Below are 23,144 nucleotides of genomic sequence, written 5' to 3'. Positions count from 1 at the left end.
AGTGGGTAGAGAAAGACCCCTATAAGAAAAGGAATAGTGAGTATGATCCGCAAACTTGCTCGCCCCATGCTTGCGTCTGTGTACATCGCAGACGGCGTGGGAACGGTGACGAGCTCCTCTGAGCACGCTAAGGGCGCAGAGAAGGTCGTCAACACCATTAAGTCTGTGCTGCCGGCACAGTACGCAAGCTACATTCCCTCCGACCCGGAGACTGTGGCAAAGATCAACGGTGGTGTGAAGATCGGCGCGGGTGCCACCTTCGCTCTGGGCAAGATGCCGCGTCTTTCTGCTGGCCTGCTCGCAGGGTCCACCGTGTGCACCCTGATGGCCCGCAACGCGTTCTGGGAGGCCAAGAACGACGAGGAGAAGGCCAAGATGCGCACCGGCGCTCTGACCAACGTTGCTCTGCTTGGCGGTGTTCTGCTGGCTACTGCTGACACCGAAGGCAAGCCGGGTCTGGCATGGCGCGCACAGGACGCCGCGAAGCGTGCGAACAAGAACATCCAGTCCGCTCTGCCGACTCAGTCTGAGACCGAGAAGGCCATGAGCAAGGCCAGCGAGTGGTTCCAGAATACCGCGGAGACTGTCTCCGAGGGTGCACAGCAGGCAGCTTCCGAGGTCGCTGACTACGTCGACGACAACAAGGATGACTGGAAGAAGACCGCGTCCAAGTTCGCCGACAAGGCGCAGGATGCTGCGTCTGACGCTGCCGACTGGGCTGAGGGCACCTACAAGGACCTCAAGCCGAACAAGCTCGAGCAGGCCCGCATGAAGCGCCAGGTCAAGGGCTTCATTGGTGACGCTCAGGACAAGGTCCAGGATCTGACCCCGTCCGAGCTGGACAAGTTCAAGGCCAAGCGCAAGGTCAATTCTGTTGTGAGCGACCTGCAGGGTTCTCTCGATGACCTCGGCCCGTCCGAGTGGGAGAAGTTCAAGGGCAAGCGCAAGGTCAACAAGGCTGCTGACAAGGCGCAGGGCCGTGCGCAGGATGCCATCACGAACCTGCAGCACGCTTTCGATGAGCTGGACGCCTCCCCGAGCTGGTGGCAGAAGCGTAAGTGGAAGAAGAGGGCGAACAAGGCCGAAAAGCAGGCTAAGAAGGCTGTGAAGAAGGCGCAGAAGAAGCTCGGTTAATTCACCGGGTCGCACCTACTAGCCCCGCGGCAGGGAATACTCCCTGTCTCGGGGCTGTTTGCTTACTGGCACACTCCTTCGGTGGGAAGAGAAAGGTTAGGCGCTCGGTGACAGATTCCAGGATCGCCCAGGAACAGGACTACGCGGATGCTTTGTTCGGCAGGCTCGACGCGGAGGTTCAGGCTGCCCAGCGACGGCTTGAGGCTGTGGCGTTGGACGTGGACCCAGACAACCCGGATGCGGATGCTTTGGTTCGCCGTGAGACGGAGTATCACGGCCTGAACGCGAAACTGGATGATCTCAACGTCGCTGAAACCGGCTTGGTTTTTGGGCGGATCGACGTAGCGGATGACTCCCCGGAGAATCCCGCCGACGGCCGGGAGGACGTGGACCGCCGCTACATCGGCCGTATGGCCATCGACGACCGCGCCGATGATTACCGCACTCTTTTGCTGGACTGGCGCGCCCCGATGGCGCGGCCCTACTACTTGGCCACAACTGCCCACCCCGAAGGCGTGGAGACGCGCCGCAACATCCGTATGCGCGGCCGTTCCGTGACGGCGGTGGATGACGAAGTGCTTTCCGGATGGGATGACGCTGACGCCATTGGGGAAACGTCGGGCACGACAAGTGACGTCAGCAGCGAAGCCGCTCTGCGCCGTGCCATGAACGCACCGCGCACCGGGCACATGCAGTCGATCGTGGAAACTATCCAGCGCGAGCAGGATCAGATCATCCGGGATTCGACCCGTGGAGTCCTGGTTGTCTCTGGTGGACCGGGAACGGGCAAGACCGCGGTCGCCCTGCACCGCGTTGCCTACCTGCTGTACACGTGGCGGGACCAGCTCGCGCGCACTGGTGTCCTCATTGTCGGGCCGAATCGCACCTTCCTCGATTACATCTCCCGGGTTCTACCGGAACTGGGTGAAACCGGTGTCGTCTTGAACACCGTGGATCAGCTCGTGCCAGGATTTGAGCCCGCCGCTACTGACAGTCTTGTCGCCCGCGAGGTCAAGGGGTCCCAGGACATGGTCACTATTCTCAAGCGGGCGGTGTGGAACTATCAGACAGTTCCCGAGCAAGACGAGCTGCTGCGCGTCGACGGCATTGATCTGGCCGCCACTGCGTCCATGATCACCGCTGCCCGCACACGGGCCCGTCGCTCGCGCAAACCCCACAACGAAGCGCGCCCGTTCTTCGCCGAAGCGTTGACGCAACTGCTTGCGGAGGCCCTGGCCAAGCGCATCGGTGAAGACCCCCTCGGCGGGTCTAACCTACTGTCCCAGGCGGATGTCGACCAGCTTCATGATGATCTCGCGGATGACCCGCAGGTGGCTCAGCTCGTCGATAAGCACTTCCCTGAGCTCGATCCGGTGGAGGTGCTCGCCGAGTTCCTCAGCGACCGGGAGGCTATTGCCGCCGCTGCCTTCGATTATGACGAGCTGACCCAAGACGCGCTCTACCGCGCTGACGGCACCGCATTCACGGCATCTGACACGGCGCTTATCGACGAGCTGTACACCCTCGTCGGCATCCCCACACCCAGCGATGAAGCTGAAAAGGCCGAACGGCAGTGGCGGGAGCTCGTCGCAGACGCTGAAGACGCACTCGACATCCTCGCATCCTCAGCAAACACCGATACCGACGACGAGTTTGAAGCCGAAGTCTTGTCCGCGCACGACATTATCGATGCTGAAACGCTCGCCGGCCGCCAACGTGAGACGGACATCCGGTCCACCGCCCAGCGAGCACAAGCGGATATGACCTGGGCGTACGGCCACGTCATTGTCGACGAAGCCCAGGAGCTGTCCGCAATGGAGTGGCGGATGGTGTTCCGCCGCTGCCCCTCGCGGTGGATGACCTTGGTGGGTGACACTGCGCAGACCTCCTCACCGGCGGGCGTGGACACGTGGGACAGCGCGCTCGAGCCGTTCGTCGGCCAGCGCTACCGCTCCCATGAACTCACGGTGAATTACCGCACCCCTGGCGACATCATGCGCGTCGCCGACACAATCCTCCGTGTCATTGATCCAGAGGCGACGCCTGCGGTTACTGTGCGCGAGTCGGGCGACGTGAGCGAGCACGACTCGGTCCGGTGGTTGCCCGAAGGCACAAACGCCGAGAACGTCAGGGATGAAGTCGCCGCGCACGGTGGGATTGTCGCGGTACTCACCGCAGACAATGTAGACGAGGTGAAGGGGTTGGAGTTCGACCACGTCATCGTCGATAAGCCAGCGGCGATCGTGGATGCCTCACCGCAAGGCTGGCAAGACCTCTACGTCGCAGTCACGCGAGCGACGCAAACTCTGACCGTAATTGGGGAACTCCCCGTTTCCTGATCTCCGGCGCTTAAGAAACAGTGTGGACGATCATGACGTCGCAGTCAGACTGGCGCGCGACGTCAGCCGGCACGGAACCGAGCAGGCGGCCGGTCAGAGAGTTGATGCCGCGGTTACCCACGACGAGCAGCTCTGCAGAGTAATCGTTGACGATGCTCATCAACGCCTCGACCGGGGTACCCGGGCGAACCGTGGTCTGCACGTCCTTCACACCGGTAGCTGACGCGTGCTCAGCGGCCTTGGCAAGATTCTCGCGTGCGGTCTCATCGCCCAGAATCGTGTTCGAGTCCTGACGCAGCGCAGTGGAAACATCTGCTTCTGACTCGTAGTAGGCGCAACCGATGACCAGCGTGGCATCGAACGCAGCCGCGAGTTCCGCGGCACGCTCAACAGCCAGCATCGAGGACTTCGACCCGTCTGTGCCAACAACAACGGTGTTGTAGTTCTTGCTCATGGTGGCCACTATATACCGGCTTCTTTGACCCCGCGTAGCTCCTTGCGCAAGTCCGCAATCTCATCGCGCAGGCGGCCAGCGAGCTCGAATTTCAGCTCCCGAGCAGCTGCGGTCATCTGCGTTGTCAGGTCCGCGATGAGCTTCTCAATCTCGTCCGAAGCCATCGACGATGTGTCACGGCCTTCGATCATCGCCTCTTCCCCGCTGCTGCCGCGCTTCGCACCGTCGCCATACGTATCGTCCTCGGCGCGCTCGTAAACCTCGTCGAGGATGTCGGCAATCTTCTTGCGCAGCGGTTGCGGATCGATGCCGTGCTCTTTGTTGTACGCGATCTGCTTGGTGCGGCGTCGCTCCGTCTCGTCGATGGCTTCCTGCATTGACTCAGTGATGTCATCGGCGTACATGATGACCTCGCCGGAGACGTTGCGGGCTGCGCGGCCAATGGTCTGAATGAGCGACTTCGTCGAACGCAGGAAGCCTTCCTTGTCGGCGTCGAGAATTGCCACGAGGGAGACCTCCGGCAGGTCGAGGCCCTCGCGGAGCAGGTTGATACCCACGAGAACGTCGAACTCACCAAGGCGCAGCTGGCGCAGCAACTCCACACGCTGCAGGGTGTCAATGTCCGAGTGCAGATAGCGGACCTGGATGCCGTTATCCAGGAAGTAATCAGTGAGATCCTCAGCCATGCGCTTGGTCAAGGTAGTCACCAGGACGCGCTCATCCTTCTCAGTGCGCTCGCGGATCTCGTGGATCAGGTCGTCGATCTGGCCCTTGGTGGGCTTGACCGTTACCTTCGGGTCGACCAGGCCCGTCGGGCGAATCACCTGCTCAACGAACTCGCCGCCGGCCGCCTCCAGCTCGTAGTCGCCCGGGGTCGCAGACATGTACACGGTCTGGCCGACACGGTCCTCGAACTCGTCGAACGTCAGCGGACGGTTGTCCACCGCGGACGGCAGACGGAAGCCGAACTCGACGAGGTTGCGCTTACGCGACATGTCGCCCTCGTACATGCCGCCGATCTGGGGCACGGTGACGTGAGACTCGTCGATGATGGTGAGGAAGTCTTCCGGGAAGTAGTCGATGAGGGTGGCAGGAGCGGATCCAGGGCCACGGCCATCAATATGCCGCGAGTAGTTCTCAATGCCAGTGCAGAACCCGACCTGCTGAATCATCTCGAGATCGTATTCGGTACGCATGCGCAGACGCTGCGCTTCGAGCAGTTTCCCGCGGTTTTCTAGCTCTTCGAGGCGGTCGGCGAGTTCCAGCTTGATCGCCTCAATCGCTTTCTCCATCCGGTCCTCGGTGGCAACGTAGTGCGTTGCCGGGAAGATGCGCAGCTCCTCGCGCTGCTGCAGAACGTCACCGGTGAGCGGGTGAATGTAGTAGAGCGAATCGACTTCGTCACCGAAGAACTCCACGCGCACGGCAACTTCCTCGTAGGCAGGGATGATGTCCACCGTGTCGCCTTTCACGCGGAATGTCCCGCGCTTGAAGTCAACGTCATTGCGCTCGTACTGGACGTCCACAAGCAAACGCAAGAACCGGTCGCGCTCCACTTCTTCCCCGACCCGAAGAAGCAAAGAACGGTCCAAGTAGGACTGCGGCGTACCCAGGCCATAGATGCAGGACACCGAAGACACCACCACCACATCGCGGCGGGACAACAGGGCCGATGTCGCAGAGTGGCGGAGGCGTTCGACATCGTCGTTGATCGACGAATCCTTCTCAATGTAGGTGTCCGTCTGCGCGATGTACGCCTCCGGTTGGTAGTAGTCGTAGTACGACACGAAGTACTCGACGGCGTTGTTCGGGAGCAGTGCGCGCAGCTCCGTGGCCAGCTGGGCGGCGAGCGTCTTGTTCGGCGCCATCACGAGCGTGGGCCGCTGCTGTTGCTCGATGAGCCAGGCCGCCGTCGCCGATTTACCGGTACCGGTGGCACCCATGAGCACCACGTCCGGCTCCCCCGCCCGCAGCCTACGGTCCAGCTCTGCGATCGCGGTCGGTTGGTCGCCGGACGGCTCGAATTCAGATTCGACCTCGAAGAGCTTCTCGGAGCGCTCCACTTCTCCCACGGGGCGGAATTCGGAGTGCGATAAAACGGGGTGCTCAGCAGCAAAAGCCATGCACACCAGTCTAGGTCAGTTCCGCGATTCGCTAATCGACGCCCCGCGCCAGTTGCGATTCCCTTCGCGCCTAAGTCAAATTGTTGCGATTGCCTCTCAGCTGCACATAAGGTTATGCCCGTGGCCCAGACACATCCGAACACTGCAGCTCGCGCCGCGATCACCGCGGCGGGTTTGAGGCACGCGGATGTGGCCACCCATTTGGGGATCGACGCCAGCAAACTGTCCAAGTCGCTCTCAGGCGTACGGCGCTTCAGCGCCACCGAGCTGCAGCGTTTGGCGGAGATCACCGGCGTCACCGTGGACAGTCTGAGGCCGCTGTCCACAACGGCCACCGGCCACGCACCGGCCGCCCGCCCGCGCGAAGCAGATTGGGCCGCCCGGCGCCGCGCAATCGCCGCGGCCGCATGGCCGCTGTTCACGTCGAACGGCTACGAGGCGGTCAAGGTGGCCGACATCGCCCGGGAAGCAGGAATGTCCAGCTCAGCTGTCCACTACTACTTCCACTCGAAAAACGACATCTTCCTCGCCACTCTCGACTTGTGTTCGGAGCAGGCGGCGGGAAGACGGGAGGCGGTGACGTCGATAAGCGATCCTGCACGACGTTTGGTGCGCTTTGCGCACGTGCAGCTCGACGGTTCCGCGGAAGCCACCCGGGAGTGGACGACGTGGGCTCAATTCTGGGCGTCGTCGCCGATGTTCGCGGACGCGAAGGAGGCGACTGCCGTGGCGTACAGCCGCTGGGACCAGCAGCTGCGCGCCATCGTGCTCGAAGGGATGGCCTCCGGCCAATTCACCGCCTCCGCACCCGAGGACATGATGAACGCTGTCACGGCGACGATCGACGGTCTCGGTGTGCAAATGCTCATCGGCGCACTGTCGGCAACGGACGCGGCGGACGCTGTGACGGCATATCTGAATACGTGGATGACAGCGGACGCTGTCTTCGTGAAGGAGAACACATAAACATGGTTGAACTTTCGCGCCGGCAGTTGCTGGGCACCGCGGCAGTCGCTGGTTCGGCGACTGCCCTCGCGGCATGCTCGCCGACGATGCCGGCTGAAAATATCGATACGTCGGGCCCGCCGCGCAAGGGTGGCACCCTGCGCGTCGGACTCGTGGGCGGCTCCACCGCCGACACCGTGGACGCGCACATTCCCGCCAGTGCCAGCGACGCCGCCCGCGTGGTCAATCTGTACGAGCCCCTCGTACGCCGCGGCTACGAATACGAGCTGGAAAACCGTCTCGCCGAGAGCCTCGAGCCGAATGAAGACGCGACCGAGTGGACCATCCGTCTGCGTGAAGGCGTGAAATTCTCCGACGGCCGCCCGGTGCGCCCGGAGGACGTGATTGCCACCTACGAGCGCGTCGCCGATCCGGACGACCCGAAGAACAGCGCAGGGTCCATCGCCCACATCGAAGCCATGAACGTCGTCGACGACCGCACGCTGACCATCTCGTTGTCGCGACCCGACGCGACCTTGACCGATGCGCTCGCCGAGTACCAGATGGGCATCGTCCCTGAAGACTACGACCCGGAGAATCCGATCGGTGCCGGCCCTTTCAAGCTGGTCAGCTTCTCCGCCGGCCGTGAGACTGTCATGGAGCGCAACGAGCATTACTTCCTCGGCCCCGCCAACCTGGACCGCGTCGAGGTCGTCGACTTCTACCAGGAGGACGCGATGCTCAACGCGCTTTTGTCCTCCCAGGTCGACGGCATCGGGGCGCTCAACCACGCACTGGTCCGCGTCATCGAGTCTGACCCGCGCATGCACGTCGTCAGTTCTGAAACCGGCATGTGGCTCCCCTTCACCATGCGCGTCGACCACGAGCCCTTCGATGACGAGCGCGTCCGCCAAGCCATGCGCCTGGCCTGCGCGCGCCCCGGCATGGTCGACCAAGTCTTCTCCGGCGAGGGCCAGGTCGGCAACGACATGTTCGCCCTCTACGACCCGGCGTACCCGCACGAATTCCCCCAGCGCGAGCAAAACATCGAAGAAGCAAAGAAGTTGCTTGCCGACGCCGGCTACCCCGACGGCATCGACGTCACCCTTGCCACCTCCGAAATCGCCTCAGGCGCTGTCCGCGCCGCGCAGGTGTTCACGGAGCAGGTCCGCGACGCCGGAATCCGCGTGAAGATCGACCAAGTCGACTCCACCACCTTCTGGGCCGACGGAAACTACCTGTCCTATCCCTTCTCCCAGACCTTCTACTACACGCGAAACTTCCTCGAGCAAGTCAACCGTTGCGCCACCGAGGAGGCACCGTTCAACGAGACGCACTGGGTCGACGACGAATTCACCGCCCGCGTCGAAGCCGCACGCGGCATTGTCGACGACCGCGAGCGCAGCAAGAAGATCAAAGAGCTCCAGCGCGAATTCTACGACCGCGGCGGATACATCATCTGGGGCTTCCCCAACCAGGTGGACGCGTACCACAACTACGTGGTCGGAGCGCGCCCCCACCCAAGTGGCGTTGCACTGTCCCAGGCGTTGTTCTACGACATGTGGATTGCGGAGGCCTAGACAATGGGCAAACTCATCGCTCGCCGACTCGGCTTGAGCATCTTCATTCTTTTGGCAGTGTCCGTCATCATTTTCTGCGCCACGCTGCTCCTGCCGGGCGACCCCGCCCGCGCCATCCTGGGCCAGCAGGCTACCCCGGAGCGCATCGCCGCGCTCCAAGCCGAAATGAACCTGGACAAAAACCCCGTCGAACGCTACTTCCTGTGGCTCGGCGGCGTGTTGACGGGCGACTTCGGCACCTCCACCACCACCGGCGGCCCGGTGTCCGAGCTGCTCGGTGAACCGCTGGTCAACTCTTTGGTCTTGATGGTTTTGGCGGCGTTGATCGCGATTCCGCTGGGCATTCTCGTCGGCATCTATGCGGCGTGGTGGCGTGGCTTCCGCCGCGACCAGGCCATCACTTGGGTCACCCTGATCCTCGCCGCGATGCCGGAATTCGTCATCGGTATTTTGCTGGTCACGGTTTTCGCAACCTCGGTCTTTCAGGTGCTGCCCGCGGTGACGATGTCGCAGCCGGGCGCCTCTGTCTGGTCGTACCCGTCGCAGCTCGTGCTGCCGACGTTGACCCTCGCGCTGGTCGTCAGCCCGTACATCGCTCGCATGACCCGCGCCACGATGATCGAGACCCTCGACTCGGGCTATGTCGAAATGGCCCGTCTCAAAGGCGTGCCTGAGCGCCGCGTCATCTTCCGCCACGCGCTCCCCCACGCTATCGGCCCCATCGCCCAGGTCGTCGCGATCCAGCTGGCATGGCTCGCCGGCGGCATTGTCGTGGTCGAGTACCTGTTCCGCTACCCGGGCCTCGGCGTCGCCATGATCGACGCCGTCAACTACCGAGACGTCCAGGTCGTGCAGGCGGTCACCCTCCTGATCGCCGCCGTCTACGTCGTTGTCAACCTGCTTGCCGATGTCATCGGCATCATGGCCAACCCCAAGCTAAGGAGCAACTAATGACCCAGCCGCACAATACTGGCGCCCCCTCCGATGTCAGGACCGGCGACGAGCTGAAAGCCTCCCTGTCCAAACCCGACCCGCTGCTCAAGCGCATCTGGGCGCAGCCGGAGGGCAAGGTCGGCATGATCCTCACCGGTCTAGTGCTCCTGATCGCGTTGATCGGTTATTTCTTCACCGAGCAGCTCACCGGTTACTCCACCACCGAGTTCCTCGGCCTCCCGTTCACCTCCGACGGCATCTTCGGCACCGACAACCTCGGCCGCTCCGTCGCCTCCCGCTTCATCGGCGGCGGACTGATCCTGCTCATCACGGCGTTTTTGGCGACGGTGCTGGGCATGGTCGTCGGCACGGTGCTCGGCATGATCGCCGGCTACACCGGCGGTGCAACCGACGCTGTGATCATGCGCATCAACGATGTCCTCCTGGCCTTCCCGCAGCTGATCTTCGCGATGCTCGCCATCGTGATTTTCGGCCCCTCCGCGACCGTCCTAGTGCTCGTCATCGGCCTGACCCACGCACCGCGCATCGCCCGCGTGGCGCGCTCGGCCACCCAGTCGGTCACCAACGAGGACTACATCCGCGCCGCCCAGATGTACTCGGTGCCGCACTGGAAGATCCTCACCCAAGAGATCCTGCCGAATATCACCGGCCCGCTGTCCGTCGAGGCCGGGCTGCGCCTGACCTACTCCATCGGTTCCATTGCGTCCCTGTCCTTCCTGGGCCTGGGCATCCAGCCGCCGGCCGCTGACTGGGGCCTGATGATCAATGAGAACCGCATCGCGCTGTCCATCCAGCCGTGGGGCGTGGTTCTGCCGGTCATCGCCATTGCGGTGCTCACCATCGGCACCAACATGCTTGCCGACGCCACCGCCCGCGCCACCGCCTCCACCGCCACCCCCATCAAGCGCACCGGCGCCACCATCCCAAGCGACCGACAGGACAAGGTCGCCCCCATCATCAACGAAGACACCCGCAGCCGCACCACCCAGGCTGCCCCGAAGGAGAACGCATGACCACCTCGATTAATGCGGACGGCAAGGGGCCGAAGAAGTCGTCGATAAGCGGAAGAGACTCGCTGTGGTCCTCGACTGGCGGCGAAGGCGACTACGTACCCCCTGTACGCAACGACGACACGCTCGTGCTGCGCATCCGCGACCTGCGGATGGCGACCTACAGCGGCACCGAGATCCTCCACGGCGTCGACATCGACCTCTACCGCGGCGAAATTGTCGGCCTCGTCGGCGAATCCGGTTCCGGTAAGACCACCGCCGGACTTGCAGCGCTCGGCCACGTGCGCACCGGCCTGACCATCACAGACGGATCCGTCACGCTCTACTCCCGCGACGACAAAACCACCGATGTCCTTACGCTTAGCGAAGACGACGTGCGCGACATGCGCGGCTCCCGCGTTGCCTATATCCCGCAGGACCCCGCGCTCAGCCTCAACCCGGCGATGCGCATTGGCGACCAGATCCGCGAGGTCCTCGACATCCACGGGTACGGCTCCAGCTCGTCCGAGCGCGCCGAACGCGTCCGCGAAGTCATGCGCGACGTCGATCTGCCCGACACCGACGAATACCTGGCACGCTGGCCGCACCAGCTCTCCGGAGGGCAGCAGCAGCGCGTCGGCATCGCCATGGCGTTCGCCATGTACCCCGACGTGCTCATCCTCGACGAGCCGACCACCGGCCTCGACGTGACCACCCAGAACCATGTCCTGAAAACGATCCGCACCATGACGATGAAGAACGATGTCGCCTCGCTCTACATCACCCACGACCTGGCTGTCGTCGGCGAGCTCGTCGACCGCGTCATCGTCATGCTCCGCGGCGACATCGTCGAGGAAGGCCCCTACAACGCCGTCCTGTATAACCCGAAGCACGCCTACACCCGCAAGCTCCTCGGCGCCATCCCCGACCTGGAAGGTGACAAGGACATCGCGGGCAACGACCGCTGGACCAACTCCTGGGCCGAGGTCCACGGCGACCCCGCGGCGTCCGCTGAAACGCCGCTTCTCCAAGTCCGCGATCTCGAAATGGCGTACGGCGACAACAAGGTCCTGCACGGCATCAACCTCGCCATCGAAGCCGGCGAATCCACGCTACTCCTCGGCGAATCCGGCTCCGGCAAGACCACCCTCGCCCGCTCGATCGCCGGCCTCAACCCCGGCTACACCGGCGACGTGCTGCTGCGCGGCAAAGAACTCGCGCACTCCAGCCGCGACCGCACTCTCGAGCACCGCAAGGACGTGCAGTACATCTTCCAATCGCCGTTCTCATCGCTGAACCCGCGGCGCACCATCGGTGAATCGATGAGCGTGCCGCTTATCATGGCGGGCGAACTGTCCCGCGACGAGCAACGCGCCATCGTCGAGGAGACCCTCGAAGCCGTGCAGCTCGACCGCAGCTTCTACGACCGCCGTCCCGGCGACCTGTCCGGCGGCGAGCGCCAACGCGCCGCGATCGGCCGCGCGCTCGTCAACGCGCCGTCGGTCCTCGTGTGCGACGAGATCACCTCGGCCCTCGACGTGTCAGTCCAGGCGTCGATCCTGCAGCTGCTCGCCGAACTCCGCTACGAGCGTGGCCTATCGCTGCTGTTTGTCACGCACAACATCGCGCTCGCCCGGCACATCGCCACACGCGTCGCTGTGCTCAACAAGGGCGTCATCGTCGACGACGGTCCTGTCGACGACGTTCTCGACAACCCGCTCCACGACTACACGCGCAGCTTGCTAACGAATATCCCGTCGCTCTAGCCACTGCGCCCCGTGGGTAGTGTGAGGTGTGTATATCCGCAGGCGACAACAGGAGGACAACGCCGTGGCACACCCCACTTCCCACCCCGCAACGACAGACCTCAAGCCGTTGCCCGTCCCGCCGCTCGACGGCACGCTCGACGCGTACAGCCACGCCCTCGAAGCGGTCCTCGACGGCAGCGAACTGGAGCATGCGCGGGAGGTCGTCGAAAGCTTCCGCACGGGAGCCGGTCCACGCCTCGACGCGCAGCTGCGGGAACGCGCGGCCCAGCGCGAAGCAGCGGGCACCAATTGGCTTAACGACGAATGGTATTCCTCCTACCTCTCCACCCGCTCCCCCTTGACCCTGGCGTCAAATGTGGGGTTCCAGATCGCCTTCCCTGCGTCCGGTGGCCCTACCGCAGCCGGTTCTGCGGCCACCATCTCTGCCGAACTGGACCGCGCCGTCGAGTTCATCCGCCGTGCCGCTGCCGTCCACCTCGCCGCTGCAGCTGACGCCCTGCCCGAGGATGTCGATGCCCGTGGCAACCGCATCACCATGAACCAGTGGTTCGTCTACGCAGGCGGTATCAGGCATCCGGAGGAGGGGGAAGACGGGATCATCGCGACACAGCTCGGCGCCGCGGACCGCGAGATCGGCGTGTTCGTCGACGGCCGACTTTTCGCGCTACCTGTCAGTAACGCCGAAGGCGCTCCCCTGTCCGCCGATGCCCTGCGCGACGGTCTCGCCACGGTGCTGGAACTCGCGGCGCAACCTGGCGAGGCCGCCCAGGACTTCAACGCCCCGTCGCTGCTCGGCTCCGGCATTCTCGCCGACCTTCTGCCGATGATCCTCGACAAGGGCAGCAACCGCGCCACCTACGAGCGCCTCAGCGACATGCTGTTCACTATTGACATCCAGGACGCCGTGGCCGATGCCCCCGCGACAAGCGACACCGAGCGCATCCGTGAGGCCACCTTCGCCCCGCGCGGCGCCTGGGTATACAAGCCATTGAGCTACCAAATCAGCCTGAACAGCGACTGGGCTGCCGTGCATGTCGAACACTCATGCCAGGACGGCGCGACCCTCGTTACCGCGATCAGCCGCATGCAGGATGCGGAGCTGACCGACCCCGCCGGCACAGCCGACACGGCCGACGCAAGCGCCGAACCGGAAGAGCTCGCGTGGGACCTCGACGACGCGACACAGCAGACGATTTCCGCGCAACTGGACGATGTCCGGAAGGCTGCCGGGAAGCTGGCGGCGGACATCATCACGGTCCCTCACACCATCCCGGCGGAGCTGCCGTTCAAGATCAGCCGCGACGCGTCGGCACAGATCACCATGCACATCGCCCAGCAGCTCACGTACGGGCATGTGCGCGCGGTGTATGAGGCCGTCGATATGCGCGAATTCCGAGCCGGCCGCACCGAGTGCCTGCGCGCCGCCACGCCTGAAGCGGTCTTGTTCGCAGAAAAGCTTATCGACGGCACCGCCACCCCCCACGACCTCACCTCCGCCCTTGATGCCCACCGCGGGTGGGTGAAGCGCTGCAAGTCCGGCAATGGCTTCGACCGCCACATCCAGATGATGGCCAGCATCGACGACTCCGACGTTTTCTTCACCGACCTCGCCGCCACGGCCGCGCGTCGCGATTTCCTGTCCACGACCTCCATCGGCGGCGCTAACCAGATCGTGCGCTACTGCTTCGCGCCGACCCTGCCGGAAGGCTTCGGCATCTCGTATACCCCGCTTCCTAACGACGCCGAATTCTGCGTCTCCTGGAACACCAGCACCGCTGAGCAGCCTGCGAAATTCCGCGCGAATCTCGTCGCAGCCGCGGCAATGTTCTGGGACTTCTGCGGCGAGATCCGCTAAGCGACATCGACTAAACGAGTATCTAACAAGCCAGCCAACGGGAAGGCGGAAGCACATGAAAAAGATCGGACTCACCGGCGGAATCGGCAGCGGCAAATCCACTGTGGCGAAGATGCTCGAAGAGGAAGGCTTCGCGGTGGTCGACGCCGACCAGATCGCCCGGGAGATCATGGAACCGGGCTCACCCGTCCTCGACCGCGTCGCGGCGGAATTCGGCGCGGACATCATCCGTGAGGACGGGACGCTGGATAGGGGGACATTGGCAGGAAGGGCGTTCGTCGATAAGCGGGCAACTGAAAAGTTGAACTCGATCACCCACCCGGCGATCCGTACGGAGTCCGAGCGCCGGTTCGCGGAGGCGGAAGCTGCCGGCGAACCGGCCGTCGTGTACGACATGCCGTTGCTCGTCGACCTCGGCATGCACCGCGACATGGACCTCACTGTCGTCGTCGACGTCGACGCCGAGGAACGCGTGCGGCGGCTCGTCACGGCGCGCGGCCTCGACGAAGCCGACGCCCGCGCCCGCATCGCGCAGCAGCTTGACGACGCCACCCGCAACGCCGCCGCCGACGTCCTCATCGACAACAACGGCGACCTGGACGCTCTTAAACCGCAGGTCGACCAGCTGATCGCGCGCTTGAGGGCCTGAAGTTTCGCCCATTAGTCGAACAACGTTCAAGGCCACGCTACGTCCCATTCACCTACGTTGCCTAAGGTGACCGGCCATGGGAACGTGGGACATCGGGCCGTTCGACAACGACCCGGCAGTGGACGCCGTCGCAGCGCTTGCTGACGGCTCCTTCTGCATGGACCAGTTCCGTTTCGACTGCGGCCGCGGACCGCTCGGCACCGACGAAGCTGAATCCGTCATCGCTTTAGCCGCCGTGCTGAACGGGCACGTGCCCTCCGAAGCTCTCGCACCCGCGCTTCGCTTCCCGTTCACCCTCGACGACCGCCGCTGGATTCGCCGTCGCGCGAGCCAGGCCCTGCGGCCGGGTAGCTCCGAGCTCTACGACCTGTGGGAAAATGCCGGCGAACTGGATACCTGGCTCGCCGAGACCAAGAAATACGTCGCGTAACTGCCAGGTTGGGTTCTATGCCCCGGTGCCGTCAGCGCACCTGACATGCCTTTTTAGTGGGGCTAGCTCTACAATCACCAGGTATGCCCGTGGACCAGGTCGACCCGCTCATCAGCTCTATCTACCAATGGATGGACGTCTCCGGCGTTCTCCTGATGGGGATCATCGGCGGCACCCTTGCGCGCCAGCTCGGTTATGACATCGTGGGGTTTCTGTTCATCGCCATGCTTTCGGCGCTGGGCGGCGGCATGCTTCGCGACGTCCTCATCAACCAAGGCACCGTCGCCGCCATGAGCCAGCCTGAATACCTGATCCTGGCGTTCACCGGAGCGCTGATCTCCCGGTTCACATACTTCAAGGGCCGTGCGTGGGAGTTCCTCCAGTCGCACGGCGACGCCCTCGTTTCTGCGTTGTGGGCCGCCACCGGTGCGTCCAAGGCCATCCAGTACGGGCTACCGCTTCTGCCCACCATCATGATGGGTGTGTTCACCGCCACTGGCGGCAGCATGATCCGCGACGTCGTCACCGGTCGCGAGCCAGCCGTGTTCGGCGGGAACCAGCCAGCCGTGATTCCGGCGGTGGCCTGCGCGGTGATCGTGTTGATCGGTAACACCACCGGCTACCTGGCCATATCGATGGTGCTGGGACCAGTCGCGAGTTTCACGCTGTTCCTCTTCGGTTACTACGGCAACTGGCGGGTCAGCCAAGATCCGGACTTCGCGCCGGTAAACGCCACCGTGACTGCCACAGCAACGCAAGTGGCGTCGCTTGCCCGGAAGGCCGAAGACCGCTCCCGCGCCGTAGCCCGCGGACTGGAGCCCAAAAGCGTGCGTGCCTGGCGCCACCGCCAGATGGAGAAAGCCTTGCAGCGGCGCATCGAGGCGGAGATCCGCAAGGGTAAGCACCCAGCCGAGGCCCGCAGCGACGCCGACGAGTTTCTCACCGAATTCACCAACCAGTTCCCCGCCATCGATGCGGAAACACTTGCCGCCGCTGGAGTCGAGACCCCCACTGAAGAGGAGAACCTCTTCGAGGGCATCGGTGTCGACCTCGCCGGCGACTCCTACGACGGGGAAACGACGGAACCCGACCCCGCCGAGACCGAAGCAATGCATGCGGACATGCTGGACATCATTTTGTCCGACGCCAAGCTCACCGATGAACTCATCGAACGCCTCGCGGAACGATACAAAAATCGGGACGCCTAGGCGCGCGCCTCTTCGGCCGCAGGGCATGCTTCGCCCCGGTGTGTGCTCTTCGGCTGTTTCGCTATTTTCCCGAACAGGAGGTGCATCGCACCAAACTGGTGTGTGGTGTTCGGTACCGGTGTTCCGCCGCGCATCCGTATTCGACCCCGATGGTTCCGGTGGGGGCCGTCGTCGTTGGTCCGGTTGTGATACCTACACAACACCGCCAAGTTGTCCATATTGGTGGGCCCGCCGCTCGCCCACGGGGTGATGTGGTGAACCTCCCAATTATCCGCAGCATGCCGGCAATCCGGCATAGGACACGTCGTCAACGTCGCCCGCGCCAAATCCCGCTGCTTGGTGTTGGCGAAGCGTTTGGTGCTGTACAGGTTCACCGCACCCGCCTGCGGATGAAACAACGCCACCTCCAAGTCTTTCGAGTGGTGGTGGGTCAAGTACTCCGCACCGATCATGGTGGTGCCACCAGATAGACCCAGGCCCTCGATAAGAAAACCACCAAAAATCTGTGGATAACCCACCCCACAACCAGACTTATCCACAGGGACGCAAGGGAGGGGTTGCGGGGAAGGCGTCGATAAGCATAGAAAAAGGCCCGCACCGGAGTGCGGGCCACAAATGCTAGGCGTTAGTTGCCTGCGAGCTTCTCGCGCAGAGCCGCGAGCTGCTCGTCGGAAGCAAGCGAGCCACCCTGCTCAGCCTCACCAGCGGACGGAGCTGCCGGAGCTGCAGCATCGCCGGTGGAGCTGTAGTTGGACGGAGCTGCTGCCTCGCCGGATTCCTCAGCCTCGGCTGCAGCGGCGCGGTTGCGCTCGATCTGAGCAGTGTGAGCCTCGTGCAGGCGGGCAGCCTCGGCGTAGCGGGCCTCCCACTCCTGACGCTGCTCGTCGTAGCCTTCCATCCACTCGTTGGTCTCCGGGTCGAAGCCCTCCGGGAAGATGTAGTTGCCCTGCTCGTCGTAGGAGTCGGCCATGCCGTAGCGGGACGGGTCGAACTCCTCGATGTAGTCCTCGTCTGCCTGCTTGAGAGACAGGGAGATGCGGCGGCGTTCCAGGTCGATGTCGATGACCTTGACCATGACCTCCTGGCCCACCTCGACGACCTGATCCGGCACCTCGACGTGGCGCTGTGCCAGCTCGGAGATGTGAACCAGGCCCTCGATGCCCTCTTCGACGCGGACGAATGCGCCGAACGGGACGAGCTTGGTGACCTTGCCCGGAACGATCTGGCCCACAGCGTGGGTGCGGGCGAAGACGCGCCACGGATCTTCTTGGGTCGCCTTCAGCGACAGGGAGACGCGCTCGCGGTCGAGATCGACGTCGAGCACCTCGACAGTGACCTCGTCGCCGACGGTGACAACCTCGGACGGGTGGTCGATGTGCTTCCAGGACAGCTCGGACACGTGGACCAGGCCGTCAACACCGCCGAGATCGACGAAGGCGCCGAAGTTGACGATAGAGGACACGACACCCTTGCGGACCTGGCCCTTCTCCAGCTGGTGGAGGAAGTCGGAGCGGACCGCGGACTGGGTCTCCTCCAGGTAAGCGCGGCGGGACAGAACGACGTTGTTGCGGTGCTTGTCCAGCTCGATGATCTTCGCTTCGAGCTCCTGGCCGATGTAGGGGTCCAGGTCGCGGACGCGGCGCATTTCAACGAGGGATGCGGGCAGGAAGCCGCGCAGACCGATGTCGAGAATCAGGCCACCCTTGACCACCTCGATGACGGTACCGGTGACAGGCTGGTCGTTCTTCTGCAGCTCCTCGATGGTGCCCCAGGCGCGCTCGTACTGTGCACGCTTCTTGGACAGAAGAAGACGGCCTTCCTTGTCCTCCTTGGTCAGGACCAGAGCGTCGATCTCATCGCCGATCTGAACGACCTCATCCGGGTCGACGTCGTGCTTGATGGAGAGCTCACGGGTCAGAATGACACCTTCGGTCTTGTAACCGATGTCAAGGAGAACCTCGTCGTGGTCGACCTTGACCACGGTGCCGGTGACAATGTCACCATCGTTGAAGTACTTGATGGTGGCGTCAACTGCGGCAAGAAATTCCTCAGAGCTGCCAATGTCGTTAATGGCAACCTGCGGGGTAGTAGAAGTGGGCATAGGTTATGTTGCTCCGAATATGGATAGGAGATAGCGGTTGGACATGAGCGCATCTCTCGAAAAAGCAGCTTATCGACGCCCCAAAAGAGGCCGGTCACGCTGGGATTTCGATCTCGCTCCCGCCGTGGGCGGCCCTCCTATTACGACCGGGGCCACGCGGGCAGCGTAGATACGCCTTGCCGAGATTAGTTCATTTGCCCAGCTCGAGCAAACTTTGATCTCGCGCGTCGCAGGTCACTTTCCGGGCGAGTGGTGAAGAAATCTGTGGCGCGAATTCACCATTTTCACACCAATCTCTTTATCCTTAGACAGTCAACCAAATTTGATAGTGCCCGCAGGGCATATAGGTGGTGTTTTTATGTTGAAGCGCGGTATCGGTATCGGCTTCGCTTTCATCGGCGTCGTTGTGGGCGCCGGTTTCGCTTCCGGCATGGAGGCGTTCCAGTACTTCGTCTCGTACGGCGAGATGGGCATGTGGGGCATTGTCCTGGCCGGTGTGGTCATGGCTTTTGCCGCGGTGGCCTTCCTCGCTTTCGGTTCCTATTTCCAGGCGAACGAGCACACGCGTGTGTTCGGCGAAGTCTCGGACGGGCTTTCATCGAAGATCATGGACTGGTCGGCGATCGCCTGCATGTTCAGTGTGGGCTTCGTGATGTTCGCCGGTGCCGGTTCGAACCTTGAGCAAGCATACGGTTGGCCGATCTATGTCGGCGGTGTGGCCATGCTGGTCATCATGCTGCTGGTGGGCCGGCTGGATGTGAACAAGATCTCAATGGTTCTGGGGCTCGTCACTCCGCTGCTCATCATTTTCGTCCTAATCGCGTCGATTTGGACGTTCACGCATACGAGCGTGGACTTTGCGTCGCAAAGCGAATGGGCGCAGCAGAATGTGGAGGGCGCGACGGGCGCTCCCACGTGGTGGCTGGGCGCGCTGAACCATACGGGCTTGAACGCGCTGTGCACGGTGTCCATGGCGATTGTGATCGGCGGCGACAACTTCGACAACAAGTCGGTCCGCATTGGCGGGATAGTCGCGGGCTTCCTGTACGCGGCGATGCTGGCTCTGCTCGTTGTCACGCTGTTCATGGAGGCCAAGGAGATCAACGGCGACGATCTGCCGCTGTTGACCGTGCTGTTCAACATCAACCCAGCACTCGGCCAGGTCATGACGTGGGTCATCTTCCTCATGGTGTTCAACACGTGCCTGGGCATGATCTACGCGCTGGCGAAGCGCCTGACGCGCAACAACCCGGACAACTTCTACAAGGTTTACGTCGGCGCCTGCCTGGTCGGCTTCGTGCTGTCGTTCATCGGCTTCAAGCCACTGGTGGCCAACCTGTACCCGATCCTGGGTTACTTGGGCCTGTTCGTGATCGCGGTGTTGGTCTACCAGTACTTCCGTTACCGCGACCGCCTGGACCGCGAGGGCGAGCTGCGCACTGCCGCTGTCCATCTGGTGACCGACGAGGAGAATCTCGACCCGGACAGCGAGTTCGCGGACATGTCGCTCGACGAGCTGGCTGAGGAATCTATGCTTGATGACGAAGAATTCCAGAAAGCCCTCCAGTCCGAGGTCGAGGACGAAAACGATGAAGACACCAAAGGCGCAGACAGTGCAGACGGTACAGACAGCGAGGGCTCTGACGCGGCCGCCGATTCCAGCACGGGTTCCGGCTCCACGAAGATCTAGGAAAATCTAGAGGGGCCTCCCCCCTGCCTTCCCTATTAGCCCGGGTGCCGCGCGGAACAAGCGCCGGCCCCGGGCTAATGTGCTGCTTCGTCCCAGTTGGTGCCGGTTCCGGCGGAGACTTCCAGCGGGACGCGCAGTGTGATGGCGCGGTCCATTTCCTCCTCGACGATCGCTTGAACCTGCTCGAGCTCGCCGGGGGCGATTTCGACGACGAGTTCGTCGTGGACTTGGAGGAGGACGCGGGATTGGAAAGGTTGGTCGCGGGAGGCGTCGTTAAGCGCGGCGTCGACGCGGATCATGGCGACCTTGATGATGTCGGCCGCGGTGCCCTGAATGGGAGCATTGAGGGCGGCGCGTTCTGCGTTTTCGCGCGCGACACGGTTGTCGGAGGTGAGCTCCGGCAGGTAGCGGCGGCGGCCGAAGACGGTGGATGTGTAGCCGTCGCGGCGGGCTTGTTCAACAACCTCGTCGAGGTAGCGTTTCACGCCGCCGAAGCGCTGGAAGTAGGACTCCATGATTTTCTTCGCTTCGCCGGCGGGGATACCCAGCTGGTTGGACAGGCCATATGCGCTCAAGCCGTAGACGAGGCCGTAGCTCATGGCTTTGACGCGGCGGCGCAGCTCGGGGGTGACGTCGTCGATGGGCACGTCGAAGACGCGGGAGCCGACGAAGTTGTGCAGGTCCTCTCCTTCCTTGTACGCCTCGATGAGGCCGGGATCTTCGGACAGGTGCGCCATGACGCGCATCTCGATCTGGGAGTAGTCCGCAGTGAGGAGGCATTCGTAGCCGTCACCCACGGTGAAGGCGGAGCGGATGCGGCGGCCGGCCTCGGTGCGCACGGGGATGTTCTGCAGATTCGGCTCGGTGGAGCTGAGGCGCCCAGTGGATGCGACAGTCTGGTTGAAGGTGGTGTGGATGCGGCCGTCGTCGTGGACGGTCTTGATCAGGCCTTCAATGGTGGACTTGAGCTTCTGCCATTCGCGGTGCGCGAGTAGCTGATCCAAGAACGGGTGCGGGTTCTTTGCGGCGAGCGTCTCGATCTCCTTGGCGGCGGTGGAATAGCCGGTCTTGGTCTTCTTCGTCTTGGGCAGCTCGAGCTTGTCGAAGAGGACGACGGAAAGTTGCTTGGGGGACGAGAGGTTCAGGTCGGGTTCGTCGACAAGCGAACGTGCTGTGTCTTCGGCGTCGGTGACTTTCTGCGCGATCTCTTTCAGCTGCTCTTCGAGGACGTCCATGTCGACGGCGATTCCGGTGTCCTCCATCTGAGCGAGGATGGTCACTAGCGGCAATTCGAGATCGGCGTAGAGCTCGTAAGAATTGATCGCGCGCAAGTCCTCGGTGAGCTTTTCCGCGAGCTCCAGGATCGCCGCGGCCGAGTCCACAAGCGTTGTGTCCTCATCAAGCAGGCTCAGCTGGTCGCTGCCCGTAGTGAGCTGGCGTTGCAGGTGACGCTGGTACACGTCGCCGAGATCATACGTACGCTGGCCAGGGCGCAGCAGGTACGCCGCAATCGCTGTGTCGTGCGCAATGCCGCGCAAAGTGATCCCGCGGCCGCGCAGCATGTGGAACGTCTCCTTCGCGCTGTGCAGGTACTTCGGTGCGGCCGACTCGAGCCACGTCTGCAACGCGGACTCCTCCCCCGGGCTTAATTCCGCTAGCTGCTTACTCACAGCGTGCCGCTGCTTGTCGACGATTCCCACCGCCACAGCATCTCCCGCCGCCGGCGCCCCATGACCCGTGACGAACACAGCGAGACCCTGACCTTCGCGCGCGGATAGCCACTTATCGAGCGGGCCGTCTTCCACCGTGACCTCGGTGAGCTGGACGGTCTCCGGCTTCGGCGCACTGCCGTCCGTCGGCACAGCTGCCAAAACGCGCTCGCGGAGGTTGACGCCGAACTCGAGATCATCGAAATCCTTCGCCACTGCACCGACATCTGCCGGTTTGAGCTCCAGATCATCCGGGCCGACAGGCAGTACGAGATCGGTGACCATCTGGGTCAGTTCGCGGTTGAGCTTGACCTGCTCGATACGCTCACGAAAGGCATCGCCAGCTTTGCCCTTAATGGAGTCGGCGTTGGCGATAAGGGCCTCCAAGTCCCCGTTTTCCACGATCCACTTGGTGGCGGTCTTCTCCCCCACGCCCGGGATGTTAGGCAGGTTGTCCGAGGGGTCGCCACGCAACGCCGCGAAATCCGGGTACTGGGCCGGTGTGAGACCGTATTTGTTCTCCACTTCCTCCGGGGTGAAACGGGTCAGGGTGGATACACCGCGGGTCGGATACAAAACGGTGACGTCGTCGTTGACCAGCTGGATGTAGTCGCGGTCGCCGGTGACAATGACCACCTCGTATTCATCCTGCGCTTGCGTCGTCAGCGTAGCCAAGATGTCGTCGGCCTCGTAGTTGTCTTTTGTCAACGTGACGATGCCCAAGCTTCCCAGCACATCCTGGATGATCGGCACTTGCCCCTTGAATTCCTCCGGGGCGGCTTCGCGCTGAGCTTTGTACTCCGGGAATTTTTCCGTGCGGAAGGTCTTGCGCCCCACATCGAAAGCGACGGCAGCATGCGTCGGCTGCTCCTCGGAGAGGATGTTCGCGAACATGGACAGAAAGCCATACACCGCGTTCGTGTTCTGCCCGCCGGAGGTGGAGAAGTTCTCGGCCGGCAAGGCGTAGAAGGCGCGGAAGGCCATGGAGTGGCCGTCGATAAGCAAAAGGCGTTTCTTGTTCGCAGTCACAAGGCACCACTTTACCGAGTGCCCGGACACCTCCCCGCGCCCGGAATACTACTGGCCGGTTTCCGGAATACCGCTCACGTAAACCTGCAGGTCAAAAGCATCGTCTTTGGTTTATCTCCTCCAGCAGTCTTCTAGTTTTGCCACTTGCTCGAACTTCCGGCCCGATGCGCGCGTTTCACCCATGAC

17 protein-coding genes are annotated in these 23,144 nt (G+C 63.0%); 12 read left to right on the top strand and 5 right to left on the bottom strand.

Going from position 1 to position 23,144, the window contains the following annotated elements; genetic code table 11:
* Positions 1–42: 42 nt before the first annotated feature.
* Entirely contained in the window at positions 43–1,134 is a 1,092-nt protein-coding gene (locus KBX19_RS03650) for a DoxX family protein (protein ID WP_255997483.1), read from the top strand.
* 107 nt (positions 1,135–1,241) lie between these two features.
* Positions 1,242–3,473: a UvrD-helicase domain-containing protein gene (locus KBX19_RS03645; RefSeq protein WP_255997482.1), complete on the top strand. Its 2,232-nt coding sequence runs from the start codon at positions 1,242–1,244 to the stop codon at positions 3,471–3,473.
* A gap of 10 nt (positions 3,474–3,483) precedes the next feature.
* Here KBX19_RS03645 and KBX19_RS03640 read toward each other — a convergent pair whose 3' ends face one another.
* Together KBX19_RS03640 and uvrB are read right to left on the bottom strand one after the other, a co-directional pair.
* Positions 3,484–3,927, bottom strand: a complete 444-nt coding sequence (locus KBX19_RS03640; RefSeq protein WP_040424470.1) for a universal stress protein — start codon at positions 3,925–3,927, stop codon at positions 3,484–3,486.
* An 8-nt stretch (positions 3,928–3,935) separates the two neighbouring features.
* Positions 3,936–6,050, bottom strand: coding sequence for an excinuclease ABC subunit UvrB (gene uvrB / locus KBX19_RS03635; RefSeq protein ID WP_255997480.1), 2,115 nt, complete (start codon positions 6,048–6,050; stop codon positions 3,936–3,938).
* Between the two features lie 120 nt (positions 6,051–6,170).
* Here uvrB and KBX19_RS03630 point away from each other — a divergent pair, with 120 nt between their 5' ends.
* The 9 genes from KBX19_RS03630 to KBX19_RS03590 all read left to right on the top strand — a co-directional run bounded on the left by KBX19_RS03630 (position 6,171) and on the right by KBX19_RS03590 (position 16,429).
* Positions 6,171–7,016: a TetR family transcriptional regulator C-terminal domain-containing protein gene (locus tag KBX19_RS03630; RefSeq protein WP_255997478.1), complete on the top strand. Its 846-nt coding sequence runs from the start codon at positions 6,171–6,173 to the stop codon at positions 7,014–7,016.
* Between the two features lie 2 nt (positions 7,017–7,018).
* Entirely contained in the window at positions 7,019–8,575 is a 1,557-nt protein-coding gene (locus tag KBX19_RS03625; protein ID WP_255997476.1) for an ABC transporter substrate-binding protein, read from the top strand.
* 3 nt (positions 8,576–8,578) lie between these two features.
* Positions 8,579–9,526 (top strand): ABC transporter permease, encoded by a 948-nt coding sequence (locus tag KBX19_RS03620; RefSeq protein ID WP_005290312.1) that lies wholly within the window; start codon positions 8,579–8,581, stop codon positions 9,524–9,526.
* A complete protein-coding gene (locus tag KBX19_RS03615; protein ID WP_255997475.1) occupies positions 9,526–10,542 on the top strand; it encodes an ABC transporter permease in 1,017 nt (338 codons plus the stop codon). The genes KBX19_RS03620 and KBX19_RS03615 overlap by 1 nt, the downstream gene beginning before the upstream one ends.
* On the top strand, positions 10,539–12,284 hold the full coding sequence (locus KBX19_RS03610) for an ABC transporter ATP-binding protein (RefSeq protein WP_005290314.1): 1,746 nt from the start codon (positions 10,539–10,541) through the stop codon (positions 12,282–12,284). Before KBX19_RS03615 ends, KBX19_RS03610 begins: the two co-directional genes overlap by 4 nt.
* A 64-nt stretch (positions 12,285–12,348) precedes the next feature.
* Positions 12,349–14,142, top strand: a complete 1,794-nt coding sequence (locus tag KBX19_RS03605; protein ID WP_255997473.1) for a choline/carnitine O-acyltransferase — start codon at positions 12,349–12,351, stop codon at positions 14,140–14,142.
* Positions 14,143–14,197: 55 nt separating this feature from the next.
* Positions 14,198–14,791, top strand: coding sequence for a dephospho-CoA kinase (gene coaE / locus KBX19_RS03600; RefSeq protein ID WP_005290316.1), 594 nt, complete (start codon positions 14,198–14,200; stop codon positions 14,789–14,791).
* A gap of 76 nt (positions 14,792–14,867) precedes the next feature.
* Positions 14,868–15,221, top strand: a complete 354-nt coding sequence (locus KBX19_RS03595; protein ID WP_255994855.1) for a DUF4259 domain-containing protein — start codon at positions 14,868–14,870, stop codon at positions 15,219–15,221.
* Positions 15,222–15,304: 83 nt separating this feature from the next.
* Complete coding sequence (locus KBX19_RS03590) at positions 15,305–16,429, top strand: trimeric intracellular cation channel family protein (protein ID WP_255997471.1); 1,125 nt, start codon at positions 15,305–15,307, stop codon at positions 16,427–16,429.
* Here KBX19_RS03590 and KBX19_RS11360 read toward each other — a convergent pair.
* Entirely contained in the window at positions 16,426–16,947 is a 522-nt protein-coding gene (locus KBX19_RS11360) for an HNH endonuclease signature motif containing protein (RefSeq protein WP_255997469.1), read from the bottom strand. The two genes, KBX19_RS03590 and KBX19_RS11360, sit on opposite strands and share 4 nt — an antisense overlap.
* A 107-nt stretch (positions 16,948–17,054) precedes the next feature.
* Positions 17,055–18,530: a 30S ribosomal protein S1 gene (gene rpsA / locus KBX19_RS03580; RefSeq protein WP_255995216.1), complete on the bottom strand. Its 1,476-nt coding sequence runs from the start codon at positions 18,528–18,530 to the stop codon at positions 17,055–17,057.
* Positions 18,531–18,888: 358 nt separating this feature from the next.
* On the opposite strand from rpsA, the gene KBX19_RS03575 reads away from it, so the two are divergent.
* The gene (locus KBX19_RS03575) at positions 18,889–20,220 is read left to right on the top strand and encodes a hypothetical protein (RefSeq protein ID WP_255997467.1); all 1,332 of its coding nucleotides are present in this window, start codon (positions 18,889–18,891) and stop codon (positions 20,218–20,220) included.
* A gap of 74 nt (positions 20,221–20,294) precedes the next feature.
* On the opposite strand, the gene polA is transcribed toward KBX19_RS03575, so the two are convergent.
* Positions 20,295–22,913 carry a DNA polymerase I gene (gene polA / locus KBX19_RS03570; protein ID WP_370686993.1) on the bottom strand — a complete coding sequence of 873 codons (2,619 nt, stop codon included), beginning with the start codon at positions 22,911–22,913 and terminating at the stop codon, positions 20,295–20,297.
* Positions 22,914–23,144: the final 231 nt, after the last annotated feature.

It is taken from the genome of Corynebacterium sp. CCUG 71335 (assembly GCF_024454075.1).
GTDB lineage: Bacteria > Actinomycetota > Actinomycetes > Mycobacteriales > Mycobacteriaceae > Corynebacterium > Corynebacterium genitalium.
Note: the sequence above shows the minus strand (reverse complement) of the source record. Positions and strands in the feature narration are given on the sequence as shown.